The sequence below is a fragment of the Streptomyces erythrochromogenes genome (assembly GCF_036170895.1).
Taxonomy (GTDB): domain Bacteria; phylum Actinomycetota; class Actinomycetes; order Streptomycetales; family Streptomycetaceae; genus Streptomyces; species Streptomyces erythrochromogenes.
Genome location: NZ_CP108036.1, coordinates 1,761,293 through 1,781,177, shown reverse-complemented (window position 1 = coordinate 1,781,177; position 19,885 = coordinate 1,761,293). Strand labels below are relative to the sequence as shown.

Sequence of the window (19,885 nt, the reverse complement as noted above, 5' to 3'; positions counted from 1 at the left end):
GCTCCTGTCCGCAGGGGCGGTGCCCTTGCGGGCGGGGCCGGACACCCGTCACGGTGGCCCCATGGACCACGCCGCGGACGTCCCCGACGTCTTCGACCCCCGCCTCTACGCCGTCGGCGTCCCGCACGAGCGCTACCGGCTGCTGCGCGACCACCACCCCGTGGCCTGGCAGCCGGAGCCCGAGATCGCGGGCTGGCCCGCCGGCCCCGGATTCTGGGCCGTCACCCGGCACGCCGACGTCGTCCGGGTCCTGCGCGACCACCGGACGTACTCCTCCTGGCTGGGCGCCACCCAGATCCGCGACCCCGACCCGGCCGACCTGCCCTTCCTGCGCCGCACCATGCTCAACCAGGACCCGCCGGAGCACGGCAGGCTGCGCCGGCTCGTCGCCCGCGCCTTCACCCCCGCCCGCGTCGACGCCTTCGCCGGGCGCGTACGCGAACGGGCCCGCACCCTGCTGGCCGCCGCCCGGGACGCCGCCGAAGACGGCGCCGCCGACCTCGTCCGCACCGTCACCGACGAGTACGCACTGCTCAACCTCACCGACCTGCTCGGCGTCCCGCCCGCCGACCGGGCCCTGCTGCTGGAATGGACCGTCCGCGTCATCGGCTACCAGGACCCCGACGACGCCCCGGCACCGCCCCTCGGACCCGACGGCAAGCCCCTCAACCCGCGCTCCCCGGCCCTGCTCGGCGAGATGTTCGCGTACGCCCGCGAACTCGCCGCCCACAAACGCCGACACCCCGGCGACGACCTGATGACCGCCCTCGCCACGGCCGGGCTCGACCCGGCCGAACTGGAGATGTTCTTCTTCCTGCTCACCGTCGCGGGCAACGACACCGTACGCAGCGCCGCCCCCGGCGGCCTCCTCGCCCTCGCCCGCGCACCCGACGAATACCGCCGGCTCGCGGAGGGGAAGGTCCCCGCGCAGAGCGCCGTCGAGGAACTCCTGCGCGTCCACCCGCCGGTCCTCAGCTTCCGCCGCACCGCCGCCGTCGACCACGAACCGGCCGGGCAGCCGGTCCGGGCCGGCGACAAGGTCGTCGTCTTCCACACCTCCGCCAACCACGACGAGCGCGTCTTCACCGACCCCGGCCGCCTGGACCTCGGCCGCACCCCCAACCCGCACGTGTCCTTCGGGGACGGCCCGCACGTCTGCCTGGGCGCGCACTTCGCCCGGCTCCAACTGCGCACCCTCTACGAGGAGTGGTGCGCGGCCATGCCCGTGCCGGAACTCGCCGGTCCACCCGGGCGGTTGGTGTCGAACTTCATCAACGGGATCACGCGACTGCCGCTGCGGGTGTCCGGGCCGCCCGGGTGACGTCCGCGACCAGCTCGGCCACGTCCGGCCCATAGGCGTCGGAGTTCACGACCTTCAGCACCAGACAGAAGGAGGCCACCCCGTACTTGCGCGCCAGGTGCGTGTGCTGCCGGTTCAGATACCGGGCCGCAGCCTGGTTGCTGACCGCGGTCTGCCCGGACAGCAGGAACACCGGCCGGCCGCCCTCCCCGCCCGCCAGCCGGGCCAGCACCACGTACTCCTCCAGACCCTTGCGCCACCGGTAGACCTCGTCGCCCACGCGGATCGCGCCCCGGTCCTCGTGCTGCTCCGCGTCCGTGTTGACGGTGATGCCCGGCAGCATGGACGCCAGGTGCGCCGTGGTGCGGGCGTTGGAGCTGGGCCCGCCGACGCAGAACTCGGCCCGGTCGCCGAAGCCCTGGCGGGCTGTGTCGTGCGTGACGATCTGGACGTTCGCCCCGCAGTCCTTGATCAGCGCGGAGATCTCCAGCAGGGCGAAGGCGTCGTTGCGGTGCAGGGAGGAATCCTTGCCCCCCATCTGCCGGTTGACCACGAACAGGCAGTCGGAGCCGGTCGGCAGCCCGAAGAAGGCCTGCTTGCGGCGGAGCGCGCGCCGCCAGAGGTAGGTCCGGGAGAACCAGCCGAACCCGCCGCTGACGGCGGTGGCTATCACCCCGAGCACGATGTTGCGCACGTCGTCGTTCATGCGCGGGATGCTAGGCCATTTGCCGCGAGAGATCACCGCCGCGGTGCGCCCCGGTCCGCCGACGTCCGGCGCGGCCCCGGCCCCGGTCCGTCCCGTCGGGCGGCGCGCCACGGCCGACGCCCTGACGGGGCGGCGGGCCCGGCGCTAGGCTCGGCCCACGCTGCCACTGGAGGTCCGGATGCACCGTCCCGCCGTCGCCCGCACGTTACCGATGCTGACCGTCGTCGCCGCACTCGTCTCGACCGGAGCCGCCCCGCCCACCGCCGCCGCGGCCCCGGCCCCGCCGGCGAAGGTGCCGGTCGCCGCCGGCTACGGCGGTGCCGTCGCCAGCGTCGACGCCGACGCCTCGGCCGCCGGGATCGCCGTGCTGCGCGCCGGCGGCAACGCCGTCGACGCGGCCGTCGCCACCGCCGCCGCGCTCGGCGTCACCGAGCCCTACTCGGCGGGCATCGGGGGCGGCGGCTACTTCGTCTACTACGACGCCCGCTCGCACCGGGTACACACCGTCGACGGCCGGGAGACCGCCCCGGCCACGGCCACCGCCACCCTGTTCCAGGAGAACGGCCAGCCCATCCCCTTCGCCGAGGGCCAGACCAGCGGCCTCGGCGTCGGAGTCCCCGGCACCCCCGCCACCTGGAAGAGCGCCCTCGACGCCTGGGGCAGCCGCCCGCTGCGCCAACTCCTGCGGCCCGCCGAGAAACTGGCCCGCGACGGCTTCACGGTGGACGCCACCTTCCGGGCCCAGACCGAGCTCAACGAAGCCCGGTTCAGGGACTTCCCGGACACCTCGAAGCTCTTCCTGCCGGGCGGCTCCCTGCCGGTCGTCGGCTCCACCTTCAAGAACCCGGACCTCGCCGACACCTACGCCGAACTCGCCCGCAAGGGCACCGGCGCCCTCTACCGGGGCCCCATCGCCGACGACATCGTCCGCACCGTCCGCACGCCCCCGGTGGACCCCGCGGCCACCCGCACGGTCCGGCCCGGCGACCTGACCGCCGGGGACCTGCGCGCGTACGGCACCAAGCGGCAGGACCCCACCCGGGTGAACTACCGGGGCCTGGACGTCTACAGCATGGCGCCCTCCTCCTCCGGCGGCACCACGGTCGGCGAGGCGCTGAACATCCTGGAACGGACCGACCTCTCGAAGCTCTCCGAGGCCCAGTACCTGCACCGCTTCATCGAGGCCTCCCGGATCTCCTTCGCCGACCGCGGCCGCTGGGTCGGCGACCCGGCCGCCGAGGACGTGCCGACCCGTGAACTGCTCTCGCAGCGCTTCGCCGACTCCCGCGCCTGCCTGATCAAGCCGGACCGGGCCCTGACCAGCCCGCTGGCCCCCGGCGACCCGCGCCGCCCGGTGCCCTGCGCCACCACCGGACAGGCCGCCCCGACCACGTACGAGGGCGAGAACACCACGCACCTGACGGTCGCCGACCGCTGGGGCAACGTCGTCTCCTACACCCTGACCATCGAGTCCACCGGCGGCAGCGCGATCACCGTCCCCGGCCGCGGCTTCCTGCTCAACAACGAGCTCACCGACTTCTCCTTCGCCCGGGCGGCGCCCGGCGTCCCGGACCCGAACCTGCCCGGCCCCGGCAAGCGGCCGCGCTCGTCCATGTCCCCGACGATCGTGCTGGACCACGGCCGGCCGGTGCTGGCGGTCGGTTCGCCCGGCGGAGCCACCATCATCACCACCGTCCTGCAGACCCTGACCGGCCACCTCGACCGGGGCCTGCCGCTGGTCGACGCGATCTCCGCGCCCCGGGCCAGCCAGCGCAACCAGACCACCACCGAGCTGGAACCGGGCCTGTGGAACAGCCCGCTGCGCGCCGAGTTGGAGGCCCTGGGCCACGGCTTCCGGCAGAACCCGGAGATCGGCGCGGCCACCGGCGTCCAGCGGCTGCCCGACGGCCGATGGCTGGCGGCGGCCGAGACCTCCCGGCGCGGCGGCGGCTCGGCCATGGTCGTACGCCCGCACGGCAAGCCGTAGGAGCCGTCCGCAGGAGCCGTCTGCAGGAGCCGACCGGGGGAGTCAGAGCGCGGTGAGGATCCGCGGGCCGCGTGCGGTGATCGCGACCGTGTGCTCCGAGTGCGCGGCTCGGGTGCCGTCGACGGTGCGCAGGGTCCAGCCGTCGCCGTCGCACCGGTAGTCGTCCGTACCGCCGGCGATCAGCATCGGCTCGATGGCGAGGACCATGCCGGGGCGCAGCTTCATGCCGCGCCCCGGCGCGCCCTCGTTGGGCACGCCCGGGTCCTCGTGCATGTTCCGCCCGATGCCGTGGCCTCCGAAGCCGTCGGGGACGCCGTATCCGGCGGAGCGGCAGACCGTGCCGACGGCGTGGGCGATGTCCCCGATCCTGTTGCCGGGCACGGCGGCGGCGATGCCGGCCGCGAGGGCCGCCTCGGACGTCTCGATCAGCCGCAGGTCCTCGGGGCGGGCGCGGCCGACGGTGAAGCTGACCGCCGCGTCCCCGGCCCAGCCGCCGAGCTTCGCCCCGCAGTCGATGCTGACGAGGTCGCCGTCGCACAGCCGGTAGTCGTCGGGGACGCCGTGCACGATCGCGTCGTTGACGGAGGCGCACACCACCGCGGGGAAGGGCACCGGCGCGAAGCTCGGCCGGTAGCCGAGGAAGGGTGACGTCGCTCCGGCCGCCCGGAGCACCTCGCGGGCCACCCGGTCCAGGTCCGACAGGGCCACTCCCACATGGGCGGCCTTCCGTACGGCGGCCAGGGCACGGGCGACGACCTGGCCCGCGGCGCGCATCTTCTCGATCTCGGGTGCTGTCTTCAGTTCCACCATGCCAATAACTATACCGGTATAACTGTAACGGGATAACTATTGGTCGTCCGGGTAGGATGGGCGCATGGTCCGTACCCCTCTCACCCCCGAAGAGCGCGAGCGCGGCGAGCGCCTGGGCGCCCTGCTGCGCGAAGCCCGCGGTGCCCGCAGCATGGTCGAGGTCGCGGCCGGGGCAGGGCTCTCCGCCGAGACCCTGCGCAAGATCGAGACGGGCAGGGCGCCCACCCCCGCCTTCTTCACCGTCGCCGCCCTCGCCGAGGCGCTCGGGCTCTCGCTCGACGACGTGCTCAGGCGCTGCGCGGCCGTACCCGCCTGAGGCCCAGGCCGCCGAAGCCGCCGAGAGGGCTCGCCCCCGCCGCCCCCGCGGTGCCCCGACGCCCCCGCCGTGCACCGACCGCCGTGCCGTTCGGGCGGGAGCCGAGGCCGAACGGCCCAATCCGCGGTGGGACTTGCCGCGCGCGGGGCAAGCGTGAAGGCGTGTCAGCCACGAACGCAGCCAAACGACTCGGATTCGCAGCCGTCGGCGCCCTCCTCGCGGGAGGGCTGCTGCTGGCGGCGTGCACGCTGCCGGACGACCGGCCGGGCCCCCTGCGCGAAGCGGACGGGCGGGGCCGAACGGGAGCCGTGGAGCCGGGAGGCCCGCACGGCCGCTGAGCTGTGACACCCCGTTCTCACCCGATGGGGTGAAGGACCCATCCGCCGGGCGGAGCGCGCCGAATCCATGGTGTGAGCACATTGCGCACCACCCTCGTCCGGCCCGCGGCCGCCGCCCTGCGCCGCCGTCGCCCCGGGCCTGCCGGTCCTCCGCTGCGGGGATCGGCCCGCCCGCCACGCCGTACCGCGACTCCTGCCGCGTCGACCTGCGTCCCGAACGGAACAGGACCCCGACCCAGCGGCCCCGACCCGCCGTCGGCACCGGGCGCAGCGGCTTCGTCACCGTCCCCCGAATCCCATCACTGAAGTCCGAGGAGCAACCGATCATGAACAACACCCGCACCCGCATCCGCCGTACCGCGATCGCCGTGGCCGCGGCCGCCTTCCTGCCCTTCTCGCTCGCGGCCTGTTCGGACTCCGGCGGCGACGCCGGGGCCGCCCCCGCCGCCGGTTCCGCCCAGGACCAGGCGGCCGGCAGCCCGGCGGCCGCCGACGGCGCCGTGACGGCCGACGGCCCCTTCGGCCCGGCCTGTGCCGGCGTGCCCAAGCAGGGGGCAGGCTCCTTCGAGGGCATGGCCAAGGACCCGGTCGCCACCGCGGCCTCCAACAACCCGGCCCTGTCCACGCTGGTCGCCGCGGTCAAGAAGGCCGGCCTGGTCGACACCCTCAACAACGCCAAGGACATCACCGTCTTCGCGCCGACCAACGACGCCTTCGCGAAGATCCCGAAGGCCGACCTCGACAAGGTCCTCGCCGACAAGGCCGCGCTGACCAAGATCCTCACCTACCACGTCGTCGGCCAGAAGCTGACGCCGAGGCAGCTGGAGAGCGGCACCTTCGAGACGCTGCAGAAGAGCGAGCTGACCACGGACGGCCTGGGGGAGGAGTACAAGGTCAACGGCACCTCCAACGTGGTCTGCGGCGAGGTGGAGACCGCCAACGCCACCGTCTACATCGTCGACACCGTCCTGATGCCGAAGTAGCGGGCGGTGGGCCGGGCTGTCGGCCGTCCGCGTTAGGGTCCGGGTATGGGTCTCCAGGAGCTCGGCAGCGCGCGGTACGTCAGCCTCACCACCTTCCGCAAGGACGGCACGCCCGTGGCGACGCCGGTGTGGGCGGTCGCCGACGGGGGTGAGCTGTACGTGTGGACGCGCAGCGACTCCTGGAAGGTCAAGCGCATCCGCAACGACGGGCGGGTCACGGTCGCCGCGTGCGACGTGCGAGGGCGCCTCGAGGAAGGCGCCCCCGTGACCGAGGGGCAGGCCCGGCTGCTCGACGAGGAGGGCCTGCGCCGGGTGCGCAAGCTGATGTCGCGCAAGTACACCTGGCAGTTCTGGGCGGTGGACGTGCCCGCCGCTCTGGTGCGGCGGGGGAAGCGGCCGCACACCGCGATCGCCGTCAAGCTTTGAGACTCCCGTAGCCCGCCCGTAACACGGGTGGGGTCCAATGCGGTCATGGAGACCGCGACTTCACTGGCGATCAGTCAACTCTCCGGATATTTGCGGGGGTTGACGCAGAGGCTGGATGCCGGGGCAGGCTGGTACGGGGAATTCCTACGCCGGGATCCGGAGGGCGTGCGGGCCTGTCTGAACGGGGCGGCGATACCCCCGTGGGACGTGGTGGAATCGCTGCTGAGGGACCTTGCTGGGGCGGGGGGAGCGGAGCTCGCGGCACGGGAGACCGTATACGCCGCCCGGCTGCGGGCGGCGGCCGTCACCGTGTGGGACCGGCTGCCGGGTGGCGAGGAGGAACTGCGGACCCTGCTCGCGGCGGCCGCCGCCCAGCGGGCCGAGTCGGAGGCCGCCCTGCGGAGCCTGACCGCCCGCCTCGGCGGGACCGCCGACCGGGCCGAGACCGACGCCCTGACCCGCGAACTGTCCTGGACCCAGGACGACGTGGCCCGCGCCGCGGCCCGCCACGAGGACCTGGCGGCCCGCCTGGCCGCCCTGAAAGCCACCCCTTCGCCGACCGTCCCCCACCAACGTGCCCCCCACCCGCCCCGGCCCGGGACCCGAACGGACCCCGGACCTGCCCCGGCGGGCGCTCGGCCGCAGGTCCCCGAGGCTCCGGACGCGCAGCCCGCGGCGCGCGCGGGGGCCTGGCGGGCGGCATCGCCCGGGGAAGGGGCGCCCGCGCAGGCCGATGCCGGGTCGGGAGTCCGGCCGCAGGCTCCGGCCGCGGCGGGTGGGGCTGACGAGGGCCCGGCTGAGGCGACGGCCCTGCCGCCCGTCGGGCGGGCCGAAGGGCGGTGGCTGCGCGGGGCGCGGCGGGCCGGGGGCGCCCGGTACGCCGGAGCGGCGGCTCCCGAGGCCCTGGCCTTCACCCCGCCCCCGGGCCACCCGGACGCCGAGGCCCCGGGCGGGCCGGCGAGTCCGGAGTCCCATCCCGCCCCGCGCGGCGCCCGCTTCGGCCGGCCGAGGCCCGAGGCCGAGCCCGAGCCGTCGCCCGTACCGCAGGCCGCGCCGGCGCCGGCGCCCGCGCCGCCGACCGGCAGGCCGCGGGCCGTCGCCGCCGAGCTGCTCGCGCTGCGCGCGCAGGGCCGCACCGGCGAGGCGCACGCCCTGCTCTGCCAGGTCGCGACGTGGCCCGCCGTGCAGCTGCCCGAGCTGGCCGCCGAACTGGCCCGCGCCGGCCTGGCGGCCGACTGGACCACCCTGCTGTGGGAGGCGGCCTCGCTGCCGCCGGAACAACTCGCGGCGGCCGCCGCCGCCCTCGGCGACGCCGGCCGGGAGGCCGACCGCGACGCCCTGCTGCGCCAGGGCGTCGCCCGCCCCTGCGCCGAGGTCGCCGACGCGGCCCTCGCCCTCGGCGCGGCCGGCCGGAACCGCGAGGCCGACGCACTGCTCGGAGCCTTCGTACGGGTCCGTACCGCCGAGGAGGCCGCCGACCTGGCCCGGCACGACCCGCCATGGCTCGCCCCGCGCCTGCTCCAGGCTGCCGGCTTACTCCCCGGCGCCCGCCACCGCGACCTCCTCCACGCCCTGCGCGTGGCCGGCATCGCAACCTAGCCAGTCGCCCCGCGAGTGCGGCGCGACCGCCGTGCCGCCTTGCGGACACCCCTCGGTTCATGTCGTCAAAGTCCCGCCTGCTGACCGCAAACGACCACGACGCGACGTAACGTGATCGACTACTCCAACCGCGCACGGCGGTCTTGCCCCACGCTGTGACGAGGCCTACGTTCTACTCCCTACGCACTCCGTCTACGTGCGTAGAACCGGCGTTCCCGTCGCAAGGAGCAGCTCATGGCCCAAGTCGTCCGCGCCGCGCTGGTCCAGGCCACCTGGACCGGAGACACCGAATCGATGATCGCCAAGCATGAGGAGTACGCTCGACGGGCCGCCGCCGAGGGTGCGAAGATCATCGGCTTCCAGGAAGTGTTCAACGCCCCCTACTTCTGCCAGGTCCAGGAGCCCGAGCACTACCGCTGGGCCGAGGCGGTCCCCGACGGCCCGACCGTCCGCCGCATGCAGGACCTCGCCCGCGAGACCGGCATGGTCGTCGTCGTCCCGGTCTTCGAGCTGGAGAGCGAGGGCTTCTACTACAACACCGCCGCCGTCATCGACGCCGACGGAACCTACCTCGGCAAGTACCGCAAGCACCACATCCCGCAGGTCAAGGGCTTCTGGGAGAAGTACTACTTCCGCCCGGGCAACCTCGGCTGGCCCGTCTTCGACACCGCCGTCGGCAGGATCGGCGTCTACATCTGCTACGACCGCCACTTCCCCGAGGGCTGGCGCCAACTGGGCCTGGCCGGCGCCCAACTGGTCTACAACCCGTCCGCCACCCACCGCGGCCTCTCCGCCTACCTCTGGCAGCTGGAACAGCCCGCCGCGGCCGTCGCCAACGAGTACTTCATCGCCGCGATCAACCGCATCGGCCAGGAGGAGTACGGCGACAACGACTTCTACGGCACGAGCTACTTCGTCGACCCGCGGGGCCGGTTCGTCGGCGACGTCGCCAGCGACAAGGAGGAGGAACTCCTCGTCCGCGACCTCGACTTCGACCTGATCAAGGAAGTCCGCGACCAGTGGGCCTTCTACCGCGACCGCCGCCCCGACGCCTACGGAGGACTCGTACAGCCGTGACCAACCCCACCCCGCTCCACAACCGCCACCGCACCGTCCTGCCCGACTGGCTCGCGCTCTACTACGAGAACCCCATCGAGCTCACCCACGGCGAGGGACGCCACGTCTGGGACGCCGACGGCAACCGCTACCTCGACTTCTTCGGCGGCATCCTCACCACGATGACCGCCCACGCCCTGCCCGAAGTCACCAAGGCCGTCGCCGAGCAGGCCGGGCGGATCATCCACTCCTCCACCCTGTACCTCAACCGGCCGATGATCGAACTGGCCGAGCGGGTCGCCGCCCTGTCCGGCATCCCCGACGCCCGCGTCTTCTTCACCACCTCCGGCACCGAGGCCAACGACACCGCCCTGCTGCTCGCGACGACGTACCGCCGCTCCAACCAGATCCTGGCGATGCGCAACAGCTACCACGGCCGGTCCTTCTCCACCGTCTCCATCACCGGCAACCGCGGCTGGTCGCCGACCAGCCTCTCGCCGCTGCAGACCTACTACGTCCACGGCGCCGTCCGAACCCGCGGCCCCTTCGCCCACCTCGACGACACCGCCTTCACCGCCGCGGCCGTCGCCGACCTGGAGGACGTACTCGGCCAGGCCCGCGGGGGAGTGGCCGCCCTCATCGCCGAACCGGTCCAGGGCGTCGGCGGCTTCACCTCCCCGCCCGACGGCCTGTACGGCGCCTTCCGCGAGGTCCTCGACCGCCACGGCATCCTGTGGATCAGCGACGAGGTGCAGACCGGCTGGGGCCGCACCGGAGACCACTTCTGGGGCTGGCAGGCCCACGCCCAGAACGGCCCGCCGGACATCCTCACCTTCGCCAAGGGCATCGGCAACGGCATGTCCATCGGCGGGGTCGTCGCCCGCGCCGAGGTGATGAACTGCCTGGACTCCAACTCCATCTCCACCTTCGGCGGCTCCCCCGTCACCATGGCCGCCGGTGTCGCGAACCTCGGCTACCTGCTGGAACACGACCTCCAGGGCAACGCCCGCCGCGTCGGCGGCCTGCTCCTGGAACGGCTGCGCGGCATCGCCGCCACCGTTCCCGCCGTGCGGGAGGTCCGCGGCCGGGGCCTGATGGCCGGCATCGAACTGACCAGGCCCGGCACCGACGAGGCCGATCCGGACGCCGCCTCCGCCGTCCTGGAGGCCGCCCGCGAAGGCGGCCTGCTGCTCGGCAAGGGCGGCGGCCACAACACCAGCGTGCTGCGCATCGCGCCGCCGCTCTCCCTCACCGTCGCCGAGGCGGAAGAGGGCGCCGAGATCCTCGAACAGGCACTCCACCAAGTGAACCGTGTCGAGTAGGGGGAACCTCCCATGAGCAACCGCACCCTCATCAGCGGCGGCCTGGTCGTCACCGCCGCCGACGAAATCCACGCGGACGTCCTGATCGAGGACGGCCGCGTGGCGGCGCTGGCCGCGCACGGCTCCGCGGCCGCCGGGGCCTGGACCGCCGAACGCACGATCGACGCCACCGGGAAGTACGTCATCCCGGGCGGCGTCGACGCCCACACCCACATGGAGCTCCCCTTCGGCGGGACCTCGGCCTCGGACACCTTCGAGACCGGCACCAGAGCCGCCGCCTGGGGCGGCACCACGACCATCGTCGACTTCGCCGTGCAGAGCGTGGGCCACTCCCTGCGCGAGGGACTCGACACCTGGTACGCCAAGGCCGACGGCAACTGCGCCGTCGACTACGCCTTCCACATGATCCTTTCGGACGTCAACGAGGGCACCCTGAAGGAGATGGACCTCCTCGTGGGGGAGGGCGTCACCTCCTTCAAGCTGTTCATGGCCTACCCGGGCGTCTTCTACAGCGACGACGGGCAGATCCTGCGGGCGATGCAGCGCGGCGCCGCCAACGGCGGGCTGATCATGATGCACGCCGAGAACGGCATCGCCATCGACGTCCTCGTCGAACAGGCCCTGGCCCGAGGCGAGACCGACCCCCGCCACCACGGCGAGGTCCGCAGGGTGCTCCTGGAGGCGGAGGCCACCCACCGCGCCATCCAGCTCGCCCGGGTCGCCGGATCCCCGCTGTACGTCGTGCACGTATCGGCGGAGGAGGCCGTGGCCGAGCTCGCGGCGGCCCGCGACAAGGGGCTCCCGGTCTTCGGGGAGACCTGTCCGCAGTACCTGTTCCTGTCCACCGACAACCTGGCGGAGCCGGACTTCCAGGGAGCCAAGTACGTCTGTTCCACCCCGCTGCGGCCCCGCGAACACCAGGCGGCGCTGTGGCGGGGGCTGCGGACCAACGACCTCCAGGTGGTCTCCACCGATCACTGCCCCTTCTGCTTCCGGGGCCAGAAGGAGCTGGGCCGGGGGGACTTCTCGAAGATCCCCAACGGGCTGCCGGGCGTGGAGAACCGGATGGACCTCCTGCACCAGGCCGTGGTGGACGGCCACATCAGCCGCCGCCGGTGGATCGAGATCGCCTGCGCCACGCCCGCCCGGATGTTCGGCCTCTACCCGAAGAAGGGAACCATCGCACCCGGGGCCGACGCCGACATCGTCCTCTACGATCCGCACGCCGAGCAGGTCATCTCCGCCGAGACGCACCACATGAACGTGGACTACTCGGCGTACGAGGGCAAGCGGATCACCGGACGCGTCGACACCGTGCTCTCGCGCGGCGAACTCGTCATCGACCGGCGCGAGTACACCGGCCGGGCCGGCCACGGGGCCTTCGTCCACCGCTCCACCTGCCAGTACCTGTAAAGAGCGTCAAGGAGCCGCCCGATGGACTTCGGCCTCGTCCTGCAGACCGACCCGCCCGCCTCCCAGGTCATCAGCCTCATGAAGCGCGCCGAGCGCAACGGCTTCCGCTACGGCTGGACCTTCGACTCCGCCGTGCTGTGGCAGGAGCCGTTCGTCATCTACAGCCAGATCCTGGCCAACACCCAGAAGCTGCACGTCGGCCCGATGGTGACCAACCCGGGCACCCGCACCTGGGAGGTCACCGCCTCCACCTTCGCCACCCTCAACGACATGTACGGCAACCGCACCGTCTGCGGGATCGGCCGCGGCGACTCCGCGATGCGCGTCGCCGGCCGGGCCCCCAACACCCTGGCCCGCCTGGGCGAGGCCATCGACGTCATCCGCGACCTGGCCGAGGGCCGCGAGGCGTCGGTCGACGGCAACCCGATCCGCATCCCCTGGATCAAGGACGGGAAGCTGCCCGTCTGGATGGCGGCGTACGGGCCCAAGGCCCTTGCGCTCGCCGGACAGAAGGCGGACGGCTTCATCCTCCAGCTCGCCGACCTCTACCTCACCGAATGGATGATCAAGGCGGTCCGCCAGGCTGCGGTGGAGGACGGCCGGGATCCCTCGGCGATCACGATCTGCGTGGCGGCGCCCGCGTACGTGGGCGAGGACCTGGCCCACGCCCGCGACCAGTGCCGCTGGTTCGGCGGAATGGTCGGCAACCACGTCGCCGACCTGGTCTCCCGCTACGGCGAGCACTCCTCGATGGTCCCCGACGAACTCACCGAGTACGTCAAGGCCCGCCAGGGCTACGACTACAGCCACCACGGCCGCGCCGGGAACCCGTCCACCGACTTCGTCCCCGACGAGATCGTCGACCGCTTCTGCCTCCTGGGCCCCGCCGAGGCCCACATCGAGAAGCTGCGGGCCCTGCGCGACCTGGGCGTGGACCAGTTCGCGGTCTACGACATGCACGACGCGAAGGAGTCCACGATCGACGCCTACGGCACGCAGATCATCCCCGCCCTGAACGCCTGATCCGCCCCGCCGCCCCGCCGCCCCGCCGCCCCGCCGCCCCGCCGCCCCGCCGGTCCGGCCGCCCGCGGCGCGGGCCGGCCGGCAGGGGTCAGGCCTTCCCGCGGCCGCGCAGGCCGAGGCCCACCAGGACCGCCGCCGCCAGCACGATCACCGCGTCCACCGCCAGGACCGTCCGCACCCCGCCGAACAGCGTGGCCTGCGTCGTCGCCAGCACCCCGAGCAGCGGGATGCCGATGGTCAGGCCGGTCTGCTGCGTCGTGGTGACCAGACCGGTCGCCAGCCCCTGCTCCTCGTCGGGCACGCCGCTCGTCACGACCACCCCGTACGAGATGATCGCGCCGAGGTGGCACATGCTCGCCAGCGAGACGGCCACGGTCGCCAGCAGGGCGCCGGACTCCGCGCCCGCCGAGCAGCGCGGCCCCCAGCACGCGGCGACGGCTTCCGGGCGGTCATCGAGGAGGCGCGCGAGCTCAGCCCCGAGTTCGCCGACCTGTGGGAACGGGGCGACGTGCGCCCGGGCGGGCAGACGCAGAAGGAGATCGAGCACCCGGTCGTCGGCACGCTCCACGTGGAGGCCACCCAGCTGCGGATACCGGCCCGCCCCGATCTGGCGATCGTGCTGTACACCCCGCAGCCGGGCACCGACACGGCCGAGAAGCTGGAGTGGCTGACGTCGCCCGAGGGCCGGCGCGGATCGATGTACCCGATCGCCGGCTGACCCCGCCCGCGGCCGAGCCGCCGGTACCCGCCCGCCGCGGCGGCCCCGGGGGCGGTTCACCCGGAGGCCACCCGGTGTCCGCCTCCGTGTCCGGTACCGGCGGTGGGGTTTGTCGGCCGGGCGTGCTTTGCTGGAGGCATGATCGATGAGTTCCTGGCCCAGGGCCTGCCCGATGTGGAAGAGGCCGTCCGCAAGGCGGCGGCGATCGAGATCATGCCGAGGTTCCGGCAGCTCGCCGAGCACGAGGTCGTCGAGAAGAGCGGCCCGCACGACCTGGTGACCGTCGCCGACCGCAAGGCCGAGGAACACCTCACGGCCTCGCTGACGTGCCTGCTGCCCGGCTCTGCCGTGGTCGGCGAGGAAGCCGTCCACGCCGACCCCACCGTCTACGAGGCGCTGCGCGCGGACGCCCCGGTGTGGATCGTCGACCCCGTCGACGGAACCCGCCAGTTCGTGAACGGCGACCCGGCCTTCTGCACCCTGGTCGCACTGGCGCAGCGCGGGGAGATCCTCGCCTCCTGGACCTTCGCCCCCGCCCTGGAGGAGCTCGCGACCGCCGTGCGCGGGCAGGGCGCGTACGTCAACGGGCAGCGGATCCACAGCGGTTCTCCCGAACCCGGGGCCGACCTGCGGGTCGCCATCGCCCACCCGCTCTACACCACCGACGAGAACAAGCGCACCCTGGCCCGGCTGGACGTGCCCGGAGTCGCGGCCAGGCCCTGCGGCTCGGCCGGCCTGGAGTACCTGAAGGTGGCCCGCGGAGAGATGGACGCCCTCGCCTTCACCTGGCCCTCGGCCTGGGACCACGCCGCCGGGCTGCTGCTGGTCGCCGAGGCCGGCGGCGCACAGAGCACCGTCGACGGGATCCCCTTCCGGGTGGACCGCGACAACGCCCTGCCGTTCGCCGTCGGGCGGGACGAGGCCACCACCGTACGGATCCGGGCACTCCTCCGGGGAGCGTAGGGGGCCGGTCCCGCCCACACGTCGCCATATCCTGGGGGTGCAGGCGCCGCCGCCGGAAACGAAGGAGTCGCAAGTGCCGTCGATTTTCGATGTGGTCGTGGTGGGGGCGGGTCCCAACGGGCTGACGGCCGCCGTCGAACTGGCCCGGCGCGGCTTCTCGGTGGCCGTCTTCGAAGGCGCCGACACGGTCGGCGGGGGAGCCCGGACCGAGGAGCTCACCCTCCCCGGCTTCCGGCACGACCCCTGCTCGGCGGTGCACCCGCTCGGCGCCGGATCGCCCGTCTTCGCCACGATGCCGCTGAAGCGGTACGGGCTGGAATGGCTGCACGCCCCGCTGCCCATGGCCCACCCCTTCGACGACGGAACGGCCGCCGTCCTCTCGCGCTCGGTCGCGGAGACGGCCGCGTCCTTCGGGCCGCGCGACGCGGGTGCCTACCGGCGCCTGGTCGGACCGTTCCTCGGCCGATGGGACACCCTGGCCCGGGACTTCATGTCCCTGCCGAACACGGCGCTGCCCCGCGACCCGGTGACCCTCGCCCGCTTCGGGCTCGCCGGCCTGCCGCCCTCGACCTGGCTGCTGCGCCGTTTCCAGGACGAACGGGCGCGGGCGCTGTTCGCGGGGCTGGTGGCCCACGTCATCGCACCGCTCGGCGGGATCGGCACCGGCGCCGTCGGCCTGGTCTTCGCCCTCGCCGCCCACGCGGGCGGCTGGCCGATGGCCCGCGGCGGCTCCCAGTCGATCTCCGACGCCCTCGCCTCCTACCTGCGCGACCTCGGCGGGTCGATCCACACGGACTTCGAGGTCAAGCGGCTCGACGACCTCCCACCCGCCCGCGCCTACGTCTTCGACACCTCGCCGACCGCGCTGGCCCGGATCGCCCGGCTGGGGCGCGCGTACGACGGCTACCGGTACGGCGCCTCCGTGTTCAAGATCGACTACGCGCTGGACGGCCCGGTCCCGTGGACGGCCGAGGAGCCGCGCCGCGCCGGAACCGTCCAGATCGGCCCGCGCACGCGCGACATCGACGCCGCCCTGCAGCTGGCCTCGGGCGGCCGGGCCCCCCGCACGCCGTTCCTCATCACGGCGCAGCCCAGCCTGGCCGACCCCGGCAGGGCCCCCGAGGGCAAGCACGTCTTCTGGGCCTACGGGCACGTCCCCGCGGGCTGGGACGGAGACCTCACCGACGCCGTCGAGCGCCAACTGGAGCGCTTCGCACCGGGCTTCCGCGACCTGGTCCTGGCCCGCGCCACCGCCGGCCCGCCCCAGCTCGCCGCCCGCAACCCCAACTACGTCGGCGGCGACATCGCCTGCGGAGCCGCCTCGGGCCTCCAGCTCCTGCTGCGCCCCAGGCTCAGCCTCTCCCCGTACACGACGGCCCACCCGGCGGTCTTCATCTGCTCCTCGGCGACCCCGCCGGGACCGGGCGTCCACGGCATGTCCGGCCACAACGCCGCCAAGGCGGTCTGGCGCCACCTGCGCAAGGCCTCCTGAGGCCGCGCCGCCCGCCCCGCCCCCACCTGCGAAGGGACTTCCGATGGTCCGCATCACCCTGGTCCGCGGTGACATCACCGCCGAGAAGGCCGACGCCATCGTCAACGCCGCGAACTCCTCGCTGCTCGGCGGCGGCGGGGTCGACGGCGCCATCCACCGCAAGGGCGGCCCGGAGATCCTCGCGGCCTGCGAGGACCTGCGGCGCGGGCACTACGGCAAAGGCCTGGCGACGGGCCGGGCCGTCGCCACCACCGCCGGCCGGCTGTCCGCCGAGCACGTCATCCACACGGTGGGTCCCGTCTGGTCGCGCGAAGAGGACCGGTCGGAGCTGCTCGCCTCCTGCTACCGCGAGTCGCTGCGCGTCGCCGACGAGCTGGGCGCCCGTACGGTCGCCTTCCCGGCCATCTCCACCGGCATCTACGGCTGGCCCATCGACGACGGGGCGAGGATCGCGGTCCGGACGGTCCGCGCCGCCCGCACCGAGGTCCAGGAGGTGCGCTTCGTCCTCTTCGACGAAGCCGCCCACGCCGCCTTCGAGGCCGCGGTCGAAGCCTCCCGCTGAGTGCCTCCGCCGAGTCCCGTGGTCAGCGCGGGCGCCGGGAGGCGCCCGGCGCCGGCCGCGGGTAGGTCCTGGACTGCTTCACGCTGCCGTACGCGAAGCTCGACTCGATCGAGGCGATCCCGGGGATGGCGTGGATCCGGTGGCGCACCAGTGCCTCGTACGCCTCGAGGTCCTCGATGACGACCCGGAGCAGGTAGTCGCTGCTCCCCGCCATCAGGTAGCAGTCCTGGATGTGCTCGATGACCGCCACGTGCTCCTCGAAGAGCCGCACCGCCTCCGCCGTGTGCCGCTCCAGCCGGATCCGGACGAAGACGGTGACCGGCAGCCCGAAGGCGACCTGGTCGACCATGGCCGTGTAGCCCCGGATCAGGCCCGCCTCCTCCAGCCGCCGGACCCGGCGCAGGCAGGGCGACGGGGACAGCCGCACGCGGTCGGCCAGTTCCTGGTTGGAAAGGCGCCCGTCCGTCTGCAATTCCCGGATGATCTGCAGATCGACTGCGTCCATGGCCACTCCTTGGCAGATCCTGCCCCAAACGTATGTCCGAGAGGCAGAACTGGCAATCGGCTGCCCCGGCCCAAGCCCTAGCGTTGCCCTTGAGCGGACCGGACCGGTCCGTGATCCGGAGGCTGGAGTGGATTCCTTGGTCGCGACGCACACCACCCGGGCGACCCTGCCTCCCGATGCGGCGGGCCCGCGCGCCGGACACCCCGGCCGGCGCGGGCTCTCCCCCCAGGCCCGGGGCATGCTGGCACTGCTGGTGACGGTGTCGATCTGGGCGGCGTTCGCGCTCAGCGCCCGCGCCCTGAGCAGCTCCTCGCTGCTGCCCGCCGACGCGGCCCTGCTGCGGTTCGGCCTCCCCCTCGTCATCCTCTTCCCGGCCCTGTGGCGGCGCCGCCGCGCCATCGCCGCGGTGCGGCCGGGCCCCGCCCTGAAGATCGTCTGCGGCGCCGGGGTGCCCTTCTTCCTGGCCGCGATGCACGGCGGGTCCCTGACCTCCGCGGCCTTCGTCGGCTCGATCGTCCCCGGCATGGTCCCGCTCTTCGTCTCCCTGATCATGATCCGGCGCGGTCACGGCGTGCCGAAGGGCACGCAGGCCGTCGGCCTCGCGCTGATCGCGGCCGGCGTCGTCGCCCTCGTCTGGCGCTACGTCGTCCCCGTGGACGCGGACGTCCTCGCCGGCTCCGGCATCCTCCTGGTCGCCAGCGGCCTGTGGGCCCTCTACACCGTGGGGCTGCGCGAGGTGGACCTCGATCCCGTCGGATCGATCGGACTGCTGTGCCTGCCCTCCTTCGCCATCATCGGACTGCTCGTCCTGACCGGCGTCCTGCCCACCGGGATCGCGCACGCCGCAGGCTCCGACATCGCCCTGTTCCTGGTCGTCCAGGGCCTCGGCGTGGGGCTGTGCGCCGGCCTGCTGTACGCCTTCGCCATCCGCCGCCTCGGCGCCGAACGCAGCTCCGTCGTCGGCAGCCTCAGCCCCGTCGCCGTGGTCCTGCTCGCCATCCCCCTGCTCGGCGAATCACCGACCGCCGCCGTCCTCGTCGGCGTCCCCCTGATCACCGCCGGCGTCGTCCTCGCCAACCGCCGCCCCCGACCCGAGGTCCCCGCAGATGCTTGAGCTCCTTCCCACGCCGCCCACCGACCCGCTGTGGGACCTGACGTACGAGTTCGGCGGCGACGAGCGGCCCGAACGCCTGAACCTGGTCCTCGGCGTCTACCGGGACCAGACCGGCACCACCCCGGTCATGGCGGCCGTCCGCGAGGCCGAGATCCGGCTGGCGCAGCGCTCCGAGTCCAAGGAGTACCGCGGGCTCTCCGGCAACACCGCCTTCAACCAGTCCCTGCTGGACCTGGTCCTGGGCCCGGACGGGCCCGGGACGCGGGCCGCGGCCGTCCAGACCGTCGCGGGCTCCGGCGCACTGCGGCTGCTCGCCGACCTGATCTTCCGCACCCGCCCGGGCGCCACGGTGTGGATCAGCGACCCGGCCTACGTCAACCACCGGCCCATCCTGGAGGCCGCCGGACTCAAGGTCCGCACCTACGGGTGGCGGGACGCCGAGGGCGGCTTCGACACGGCCGGCGTGCTGCGGGAGCTGGCGGACGCCGGGCGCGACGACGTCGTCCTGCTCCAGGGCAGCTGCCACAACCCCACGGGCGTCGACCCCCTCCTGGACGACTGGGAGGCGCTCGCCGAGTCGGCCGTGCGCGGCGGCTGGGTGCCCTTCGTCGACCTCGCCTACCACGGGCTCGGCGACGGCCTGGAGGCCGACCTGCTGGCCACGCGGATGCTGGCGGCCCGGGTGCCCGAGATGCTGATCGCCGTCAGCTGCTCGAAGAACTTCGGCCTCTACAGCGACCGCGTCGGCTGCGCCATCGTGCTGGGCGCCTCGCGGCAGGCCGTGCGGCACGCCGAGACGGCCCTGCAGAACGCCGCCCGGACCCTGTACTCCATGCCGCCGGAGCACGGCGCCGCCGTCGTGACCACGATCCTCCAGGACGAGGGGCTACGGGCCTCCTGGCGCGCGGAGCTGGACGTCATGCGCGGCCGGATCATGGCCAACCGGGCGGACCTGACCGCCCACCTCGGCGCGCTCGGCCACACCGAGCAGGCGCGCTCGCTGGCCCGGCAGAGGGGCATGTTCTCGATGCTGCCGCTGACTCCGAACCAGATGCTCCGGCTGCGCAGGCAGTACGCCATCTACGGGACGACCTCGGGGCGCATCAACATCGCCGGCATCCCGGCCCACCGCATCCCGTGCCTGGCCCAGGGGATCGCGGCGGTCCTGGACACGGCCGAGGTGCCACGCCAGCGCGAGCTCGCCTGAGCCCGGAGTCGGTGACTCCCGCGCCGACGCGGGAGTCACCGGGCT

Annotated in this window: 19 protein-coding genes and 2 pseudogenes; 17 read left to right on the top strand and 4 right to left on the bottom strand. The window is 73.6% G+C overall.

Annotation, left to right across the window (positions count from 1 at the left end; genetic code table 11):
• The first annotated feature begins 61 nt into the window (after nucleotides 1-61).
• Nucleotides 62-1,321: a cytochrome P450 gene (locus OHA91_RS08305; RefSeq protein ID WP_328738947.1), complete on the top strand. Its 1,260-nt coding sequence runs from the start codon at nucleotides 62-64 to the stop codon at nucleotides 1,319-1,321.
• Here OHA91_RS08305 and OHA91_RS08300 read toward each other — a convergent pair.
• Nucleotides 1,281-2,006, bottom strand: coding sequence for a hypothetical protein (locus tag OHA91_RS08300; RefSeq protein WP_031154441.1), 726 nt, complete (start codon nucleotides 2,004-2,006; stop codon nucleotides 1,281-1,283). The two genes, OHA91_RS08305 and OHA91_RS08300, sit on opposite strands and share 41 nt — an antisense overlap.
• Before the next feature lie 211 nt (nucleotides 2,007-2,217).
• On the opposite strand from OHA91_RS08300, the gene ggt reads away from it, so the two are divergent.
• On the top strand, nucleotides 2,218-3,993 hold the full coding sequence (gene ggt / locus OHA91_RS08295; RefSeq protein ID WP_408059157.1) for a gamma-glutamyltransferase: 1,776 nt from the start codon (nucleotides 2,218-2,220) through the stop codon (nucleotides 3,991-3,993).
• A 42-nt stretch (nucleotides 3,994-4,035) separates the two neighbouring features.
• On the opposite strand, the gene map is transcribed toward ggt, so the two are convergent.
• Entirely contained in the window at nucleotides 4,036-4,803 is a 768-nt protein-coding gene (gene map / locus OHA91_RS08290; RefSeq protein ID WP_328738944.1) for a type I methionyl aminopeptidase, read from the bottom strand.
• A 64-nt stretch (nucleotides 4,804-4,867) separates the two neighbouring features.
• On the opposite strand from map, the gene OHA91_RS08285 reads away from it, so the two are divergent.
• The 9 genes from OHA91_RS08285 to OHA91_RS08245 all read left to right on the top strand — a co-directional run bounded on the left by OHA91_RS08285 (nucleotide 4,868) and on the right by OHA91_RS08245 (nucleotide 13,279).
• Nucleotides 4,868-5,119, top strand: coding sequence for a helix-turn-helix domain-containing protein (locus tag OHA91_RS08285; protein ID WP_031154448.1), 252 nt, complete (start codon nucleotides 4,868-4,870; stop codon nucleotides 5,117-5,119).
• Between the two features lie 161 nt (nucleotides 5,120-5,280).
• Nucleotides 5,281-5,457: a hypothetical protein gene (locus OHA91_RS08280; RefSeq protein WP_158714840.1), complete on the top strand. Its 177-nt coding sequence runs from the start codon at nucleotides 5,281-5,283 to the stop codon at nucleotides 5,455-5,457.
• A gap of 326 nt (nucleotides 5,458-5,783) precedes the next feature.
• Nucleotides 5,784-6,440 (top strand): fasciclin domain-containing protein, encoded by a 657-nt coding sequence (locus tag OHA91_RS08275; protein WP_031154451.1) that lies wholly within the window; start codon nucleotides 5,784-5,786, stop codon nucleotides 6,438-6,440.
• Nucleotides 6,441-6,485: 45 nt separating this feature from the next.
• Nucleotides 6,486-6,866, top strand: a complete 381-nt coding sequence (locus tag OHA91_RS08270; protein ID WP_031154453.1) for a PPOX class F420-dependent oxidoreductase — start codon at nucleotides 6,486-6,488, stop codon at nucleotides 6,864-6,866.
• A gap of 165 nt (nucleotides 6,867-7,031) precedes the next feature.
• Nucleotides 7,032-8,465, top strand: coding sequence for a hypothetical protein (locus OHA91_RS08265; protein WP_051893389.1), 1,434 nt, complete (start codon nucleotides 7,032-7,034; stop codon nucleotides 8,463-8,465).
• A 234-nt stretch (nucleotides 8,466-8,699) separates the two neighbouring features.
• Nucleotides 8,700-9,542 carry a nitrilase-related carbon-nitrogen hydrolase gene (locus tag OHA91_RS08260; RefSeq protein ID WP_031154458.1) on the top strand — a complete coding sequence of 281 codons (843 nt, stop codon included), beginning with the start codon at nucleotides 8,700-8,702 and terminating at the stop codon, nucleotides 9,540-9,542.
• A complete protein-coding gene (locus OHA91_RS08255) occupies nucleotides 9,539-10,843 on the top strand; it encodes an aspartate aminotransferase family protein (RefSeq protein ID WP_031154460.1) in 1,305 nt (434 codons plus the stop codon). The genes OHA91_RS08260 and OHA91_RS08255 overlap by 4 nt, the downstream gene beginning before the upstream one ends.
• Before the next feature lie 12 nt (nucleotides 10,844-10,855).
• Nucleotides 10,856-12,256, top strand: coding sequence for a dihydropyrimidinase (hydA, locus tag OHA91_RS08250; protein WP_031154462.1), 1,401 nt, complete (start codon nucleotides 10,856-10,858; stop codon nucleotides 12,254-12,256).
• 21 nt (nucleotides 12,257-12,277) lie between these two features.
• Nucleotides 12,278-13,279: a TIGR03842 family LLM class F420-dependent oxidoreductase gene (locus tag OHA91_RS08245; protein ID WP_328738943.1), complete on the top strand. Its 1,002-nt coding sequence runs from the start codon at nucleotides 12,278-12,280 to the stop codon at nucleotides 13,277-13,279.
• An 88-nt stretch (nucleotides 13,280-13,367) separates the two neighbouring features.
• Here the strand turns inward: OHA91_RS08245 and OHA91_RS08240 are convergent.
• Nucleotides 13,368-13,664 (bottom strand): annotated as a pseudogene (locus OHA91_RS08240) (MFS transporter); the annotation flags it as partial.
• Between the two features lie 21 nt (nucleotides 13,665-13,685).
• Here OHA91_RS08240 and OHA91_RS08235 point away from each other — a divergent pair.
• The 4 genes and pseudogenes from OHA91_RS08235 to OHA91_RS08220 form a co-directional block, all read left to right on the top strand.
• Nucleotides 13,686-13,997, top strand: a pseudogene (locus OHA91_RS08235) (MmyB family transcriptional regulator); the annotation flags it as partial.
• Nucleotides 13,998-14,135: 138 nt separating this feature from the next.
• On the top strand, nucleotides 14,136-14,960 hold the full coding sequence (locus tag OHA91_RS08230; RefSeq protein ID WP_328738942.1) for an inositol monophosphatase family protein: 825 nt from the start codon (nucleotides 14,136-14,138) through the stop codon (nucleotides 14,958-14,960).
• A gap of 73 nt (nucleotides 14,961-15,033) precedes the next feature.
• A complete protein-coding gene (locus tag OHA91_RS08225) occupies nucleotides 15,034-16,452 on the top strand; it encodes a phytoene desaturase family protein (RefSeq protein ID WP_031154473.1) in 1,419 nt (472 codons plus the stop codon).
• Nucleotides 16,453-16,495: 43 nt separating this feature from the next.
• Complete coding sequence (locus OHA91_RS08220; RefSeq protein WP_031154475.1) at nucleotides 16,496-17,014, top strand: O-acetyl-ADP-ribose deacetylase; 519 nt, start codon at nucleotides 16,496-16,498, stop codon at nucleotides 17,012-17,014.
• A 22-nt stretch (nucleotides 17,015-17,036) separates the two neighbouring features.
• Here OHA91_RS08220 and OHA91_RS08215 read toward each other — a convergent pair whose 3' ends face one another.
• Nucleotides 17,037-17,519, bottom strand: coding sequence for an Lrp/AsnC family transcriptional regulator (locus tag OHA91_RS08215; RefSeq protein ID WP_031154477.1), 483 nt, complete (start codon nucleotides 17,517-17,519; stop codon nucleotides 17,037-17,039).
• A gap of 127 nt (nucleotides 17,520-17,646) precedes the next feature.
• On the opposite strand from OHA91_RS08215, the gene OHA91_RS08210 reads away from it, so the two are divergent.
• Together OHA91_RS08210 and OHA91_RS08205 are read left to right on the top strand one after the other, a co-directional pair.
• Nucleotides 17,647-18,633 (top strand): DMT family transporter, encoded by a 987-nt coding sequence (locus OHA91_RS08210; RefSeq protein WP_328738941.1) that lies wholly within the window; start codon nucleotides 17,647-17,649, stop codon nucleotides 18,631-18,633.
• On the top strand, nucleotides 18,626-19,840 hold the full coding sequence (locus OHA91_RS08205; protein ID WP_328738940.1) for an amino acid aminotransferase: 1,215 nt from the start codon (nucleotides 18,626-18,628) through the stop codon (nucleotides 19,838-19,840). Before OHA91_RS08210 ends, OHA91_RS08205 begins: the two co-directional genes overlap by 8 nt.
• Nucleotides 19,841-19,885: the final 45 nt, after the last annotated feature.

Excerpts from the sequence above, each read along its gene's own strand:
- OHA91_RS08275 (WP_031154451.1), top strand. The coding sequence starts at position 5,784 with ATGAACAACACCCGCACCCGCATCCGCCGTACCGCGATCGCCGTGGCC.
- OHA91_RS08270 (WP_031154453.1), top strand. The coding sequence starts at position 6,486 with ATGGGTCTCCAGGAGCTCGGCAGCGCGCGGTACGTCAGCCTCACCACC.
- OHA91_RS08260 (WP_031154458.1), top strand. The coding sequence starts at position 8,700 with ATGGCCCAAGTCGTCCGCGCCGCGCTGGTCCAGGCCACCTGGACCGGA.
- map (WP_328738944.1), bottom strand. The coding sequence starts at position 4,803 with ATGGTGGAACTGAAGACAGCACCCGAGATCGAGAAGATGCGCGCCGCG.
- OHA91_RS08300 (WP_031154441.1), bottom strand. The coding sequence starts at position 2,006 with ATGAACGACGACGTGCGCAACATCGTGCTCGGGGTGATAGCCACCGCC.
- hydA (WP_031154462.1), top strand. The coding sequence starts at position 10,856 with ATGAGCAACCGCACCCTCATCAGCGGCGGCCTGGTCGTCACCGCCGCC.
- OHA91_RS08305 (WP_328738947.1), top strand. The coding sequence starts at position 62 with ATGGACCACGCCGCGGACGTCCCCGACGTCTTCGACCCCCGCCTCTAC.
- OHA91_RS08285 (WP_031154448.1), top strand. The coding sequence starts at position 4,868 with ATGGTCCGTACCCCTCTCACCCCCGAAGAGCGCGAGCGCGGCGAGCGC.
- OHA91_RS08205 (WP_328738940.1), top strand. The coding sequence starts at position 18,626 with ATGCTTGAGCTCCTTCCCACGCCGCCCACCGACCCGCTGTGGGACCTG.
- OHA91_RS08220 (WP_031154475.1), top strand. The coding sequence starts at position 16,496 with ATGGTCCGCATCACCCTGGTCCGCGGTGACATCACCGCCGAGAAGGCC.
- OHA91_RS08245 (WP_328738943.1), top strand. The coding sequence starts at position 12,278 with ATGGACTTCGGCCTCGTCCTGCAGACCGACCCGCCCGCCTCCCAGGTC.
- OHA91_RS08230 (WP_328738942.1), top strand. The coding sequence starts at position 14,136 with ATGATCGATGAGTTCCTGGCCCAGGGCCTGCCCGATGTGGAAGAGGCC.
- OHA91_RS08215 (WP_031154477.1), bottom strand. The coding sequence starts at position 17,519 with ATGGACGCAGTCGATCTGCAGATCATCCGGGAATTGCAGACGGACGGG.
- ggt (WP_408059157.1), top strand. The coding sequence starts at position 2,218 with ATGCTGACCGTCGTCGCCGCACTCGTCTCGACCGGAGCCGCCCCGCCC.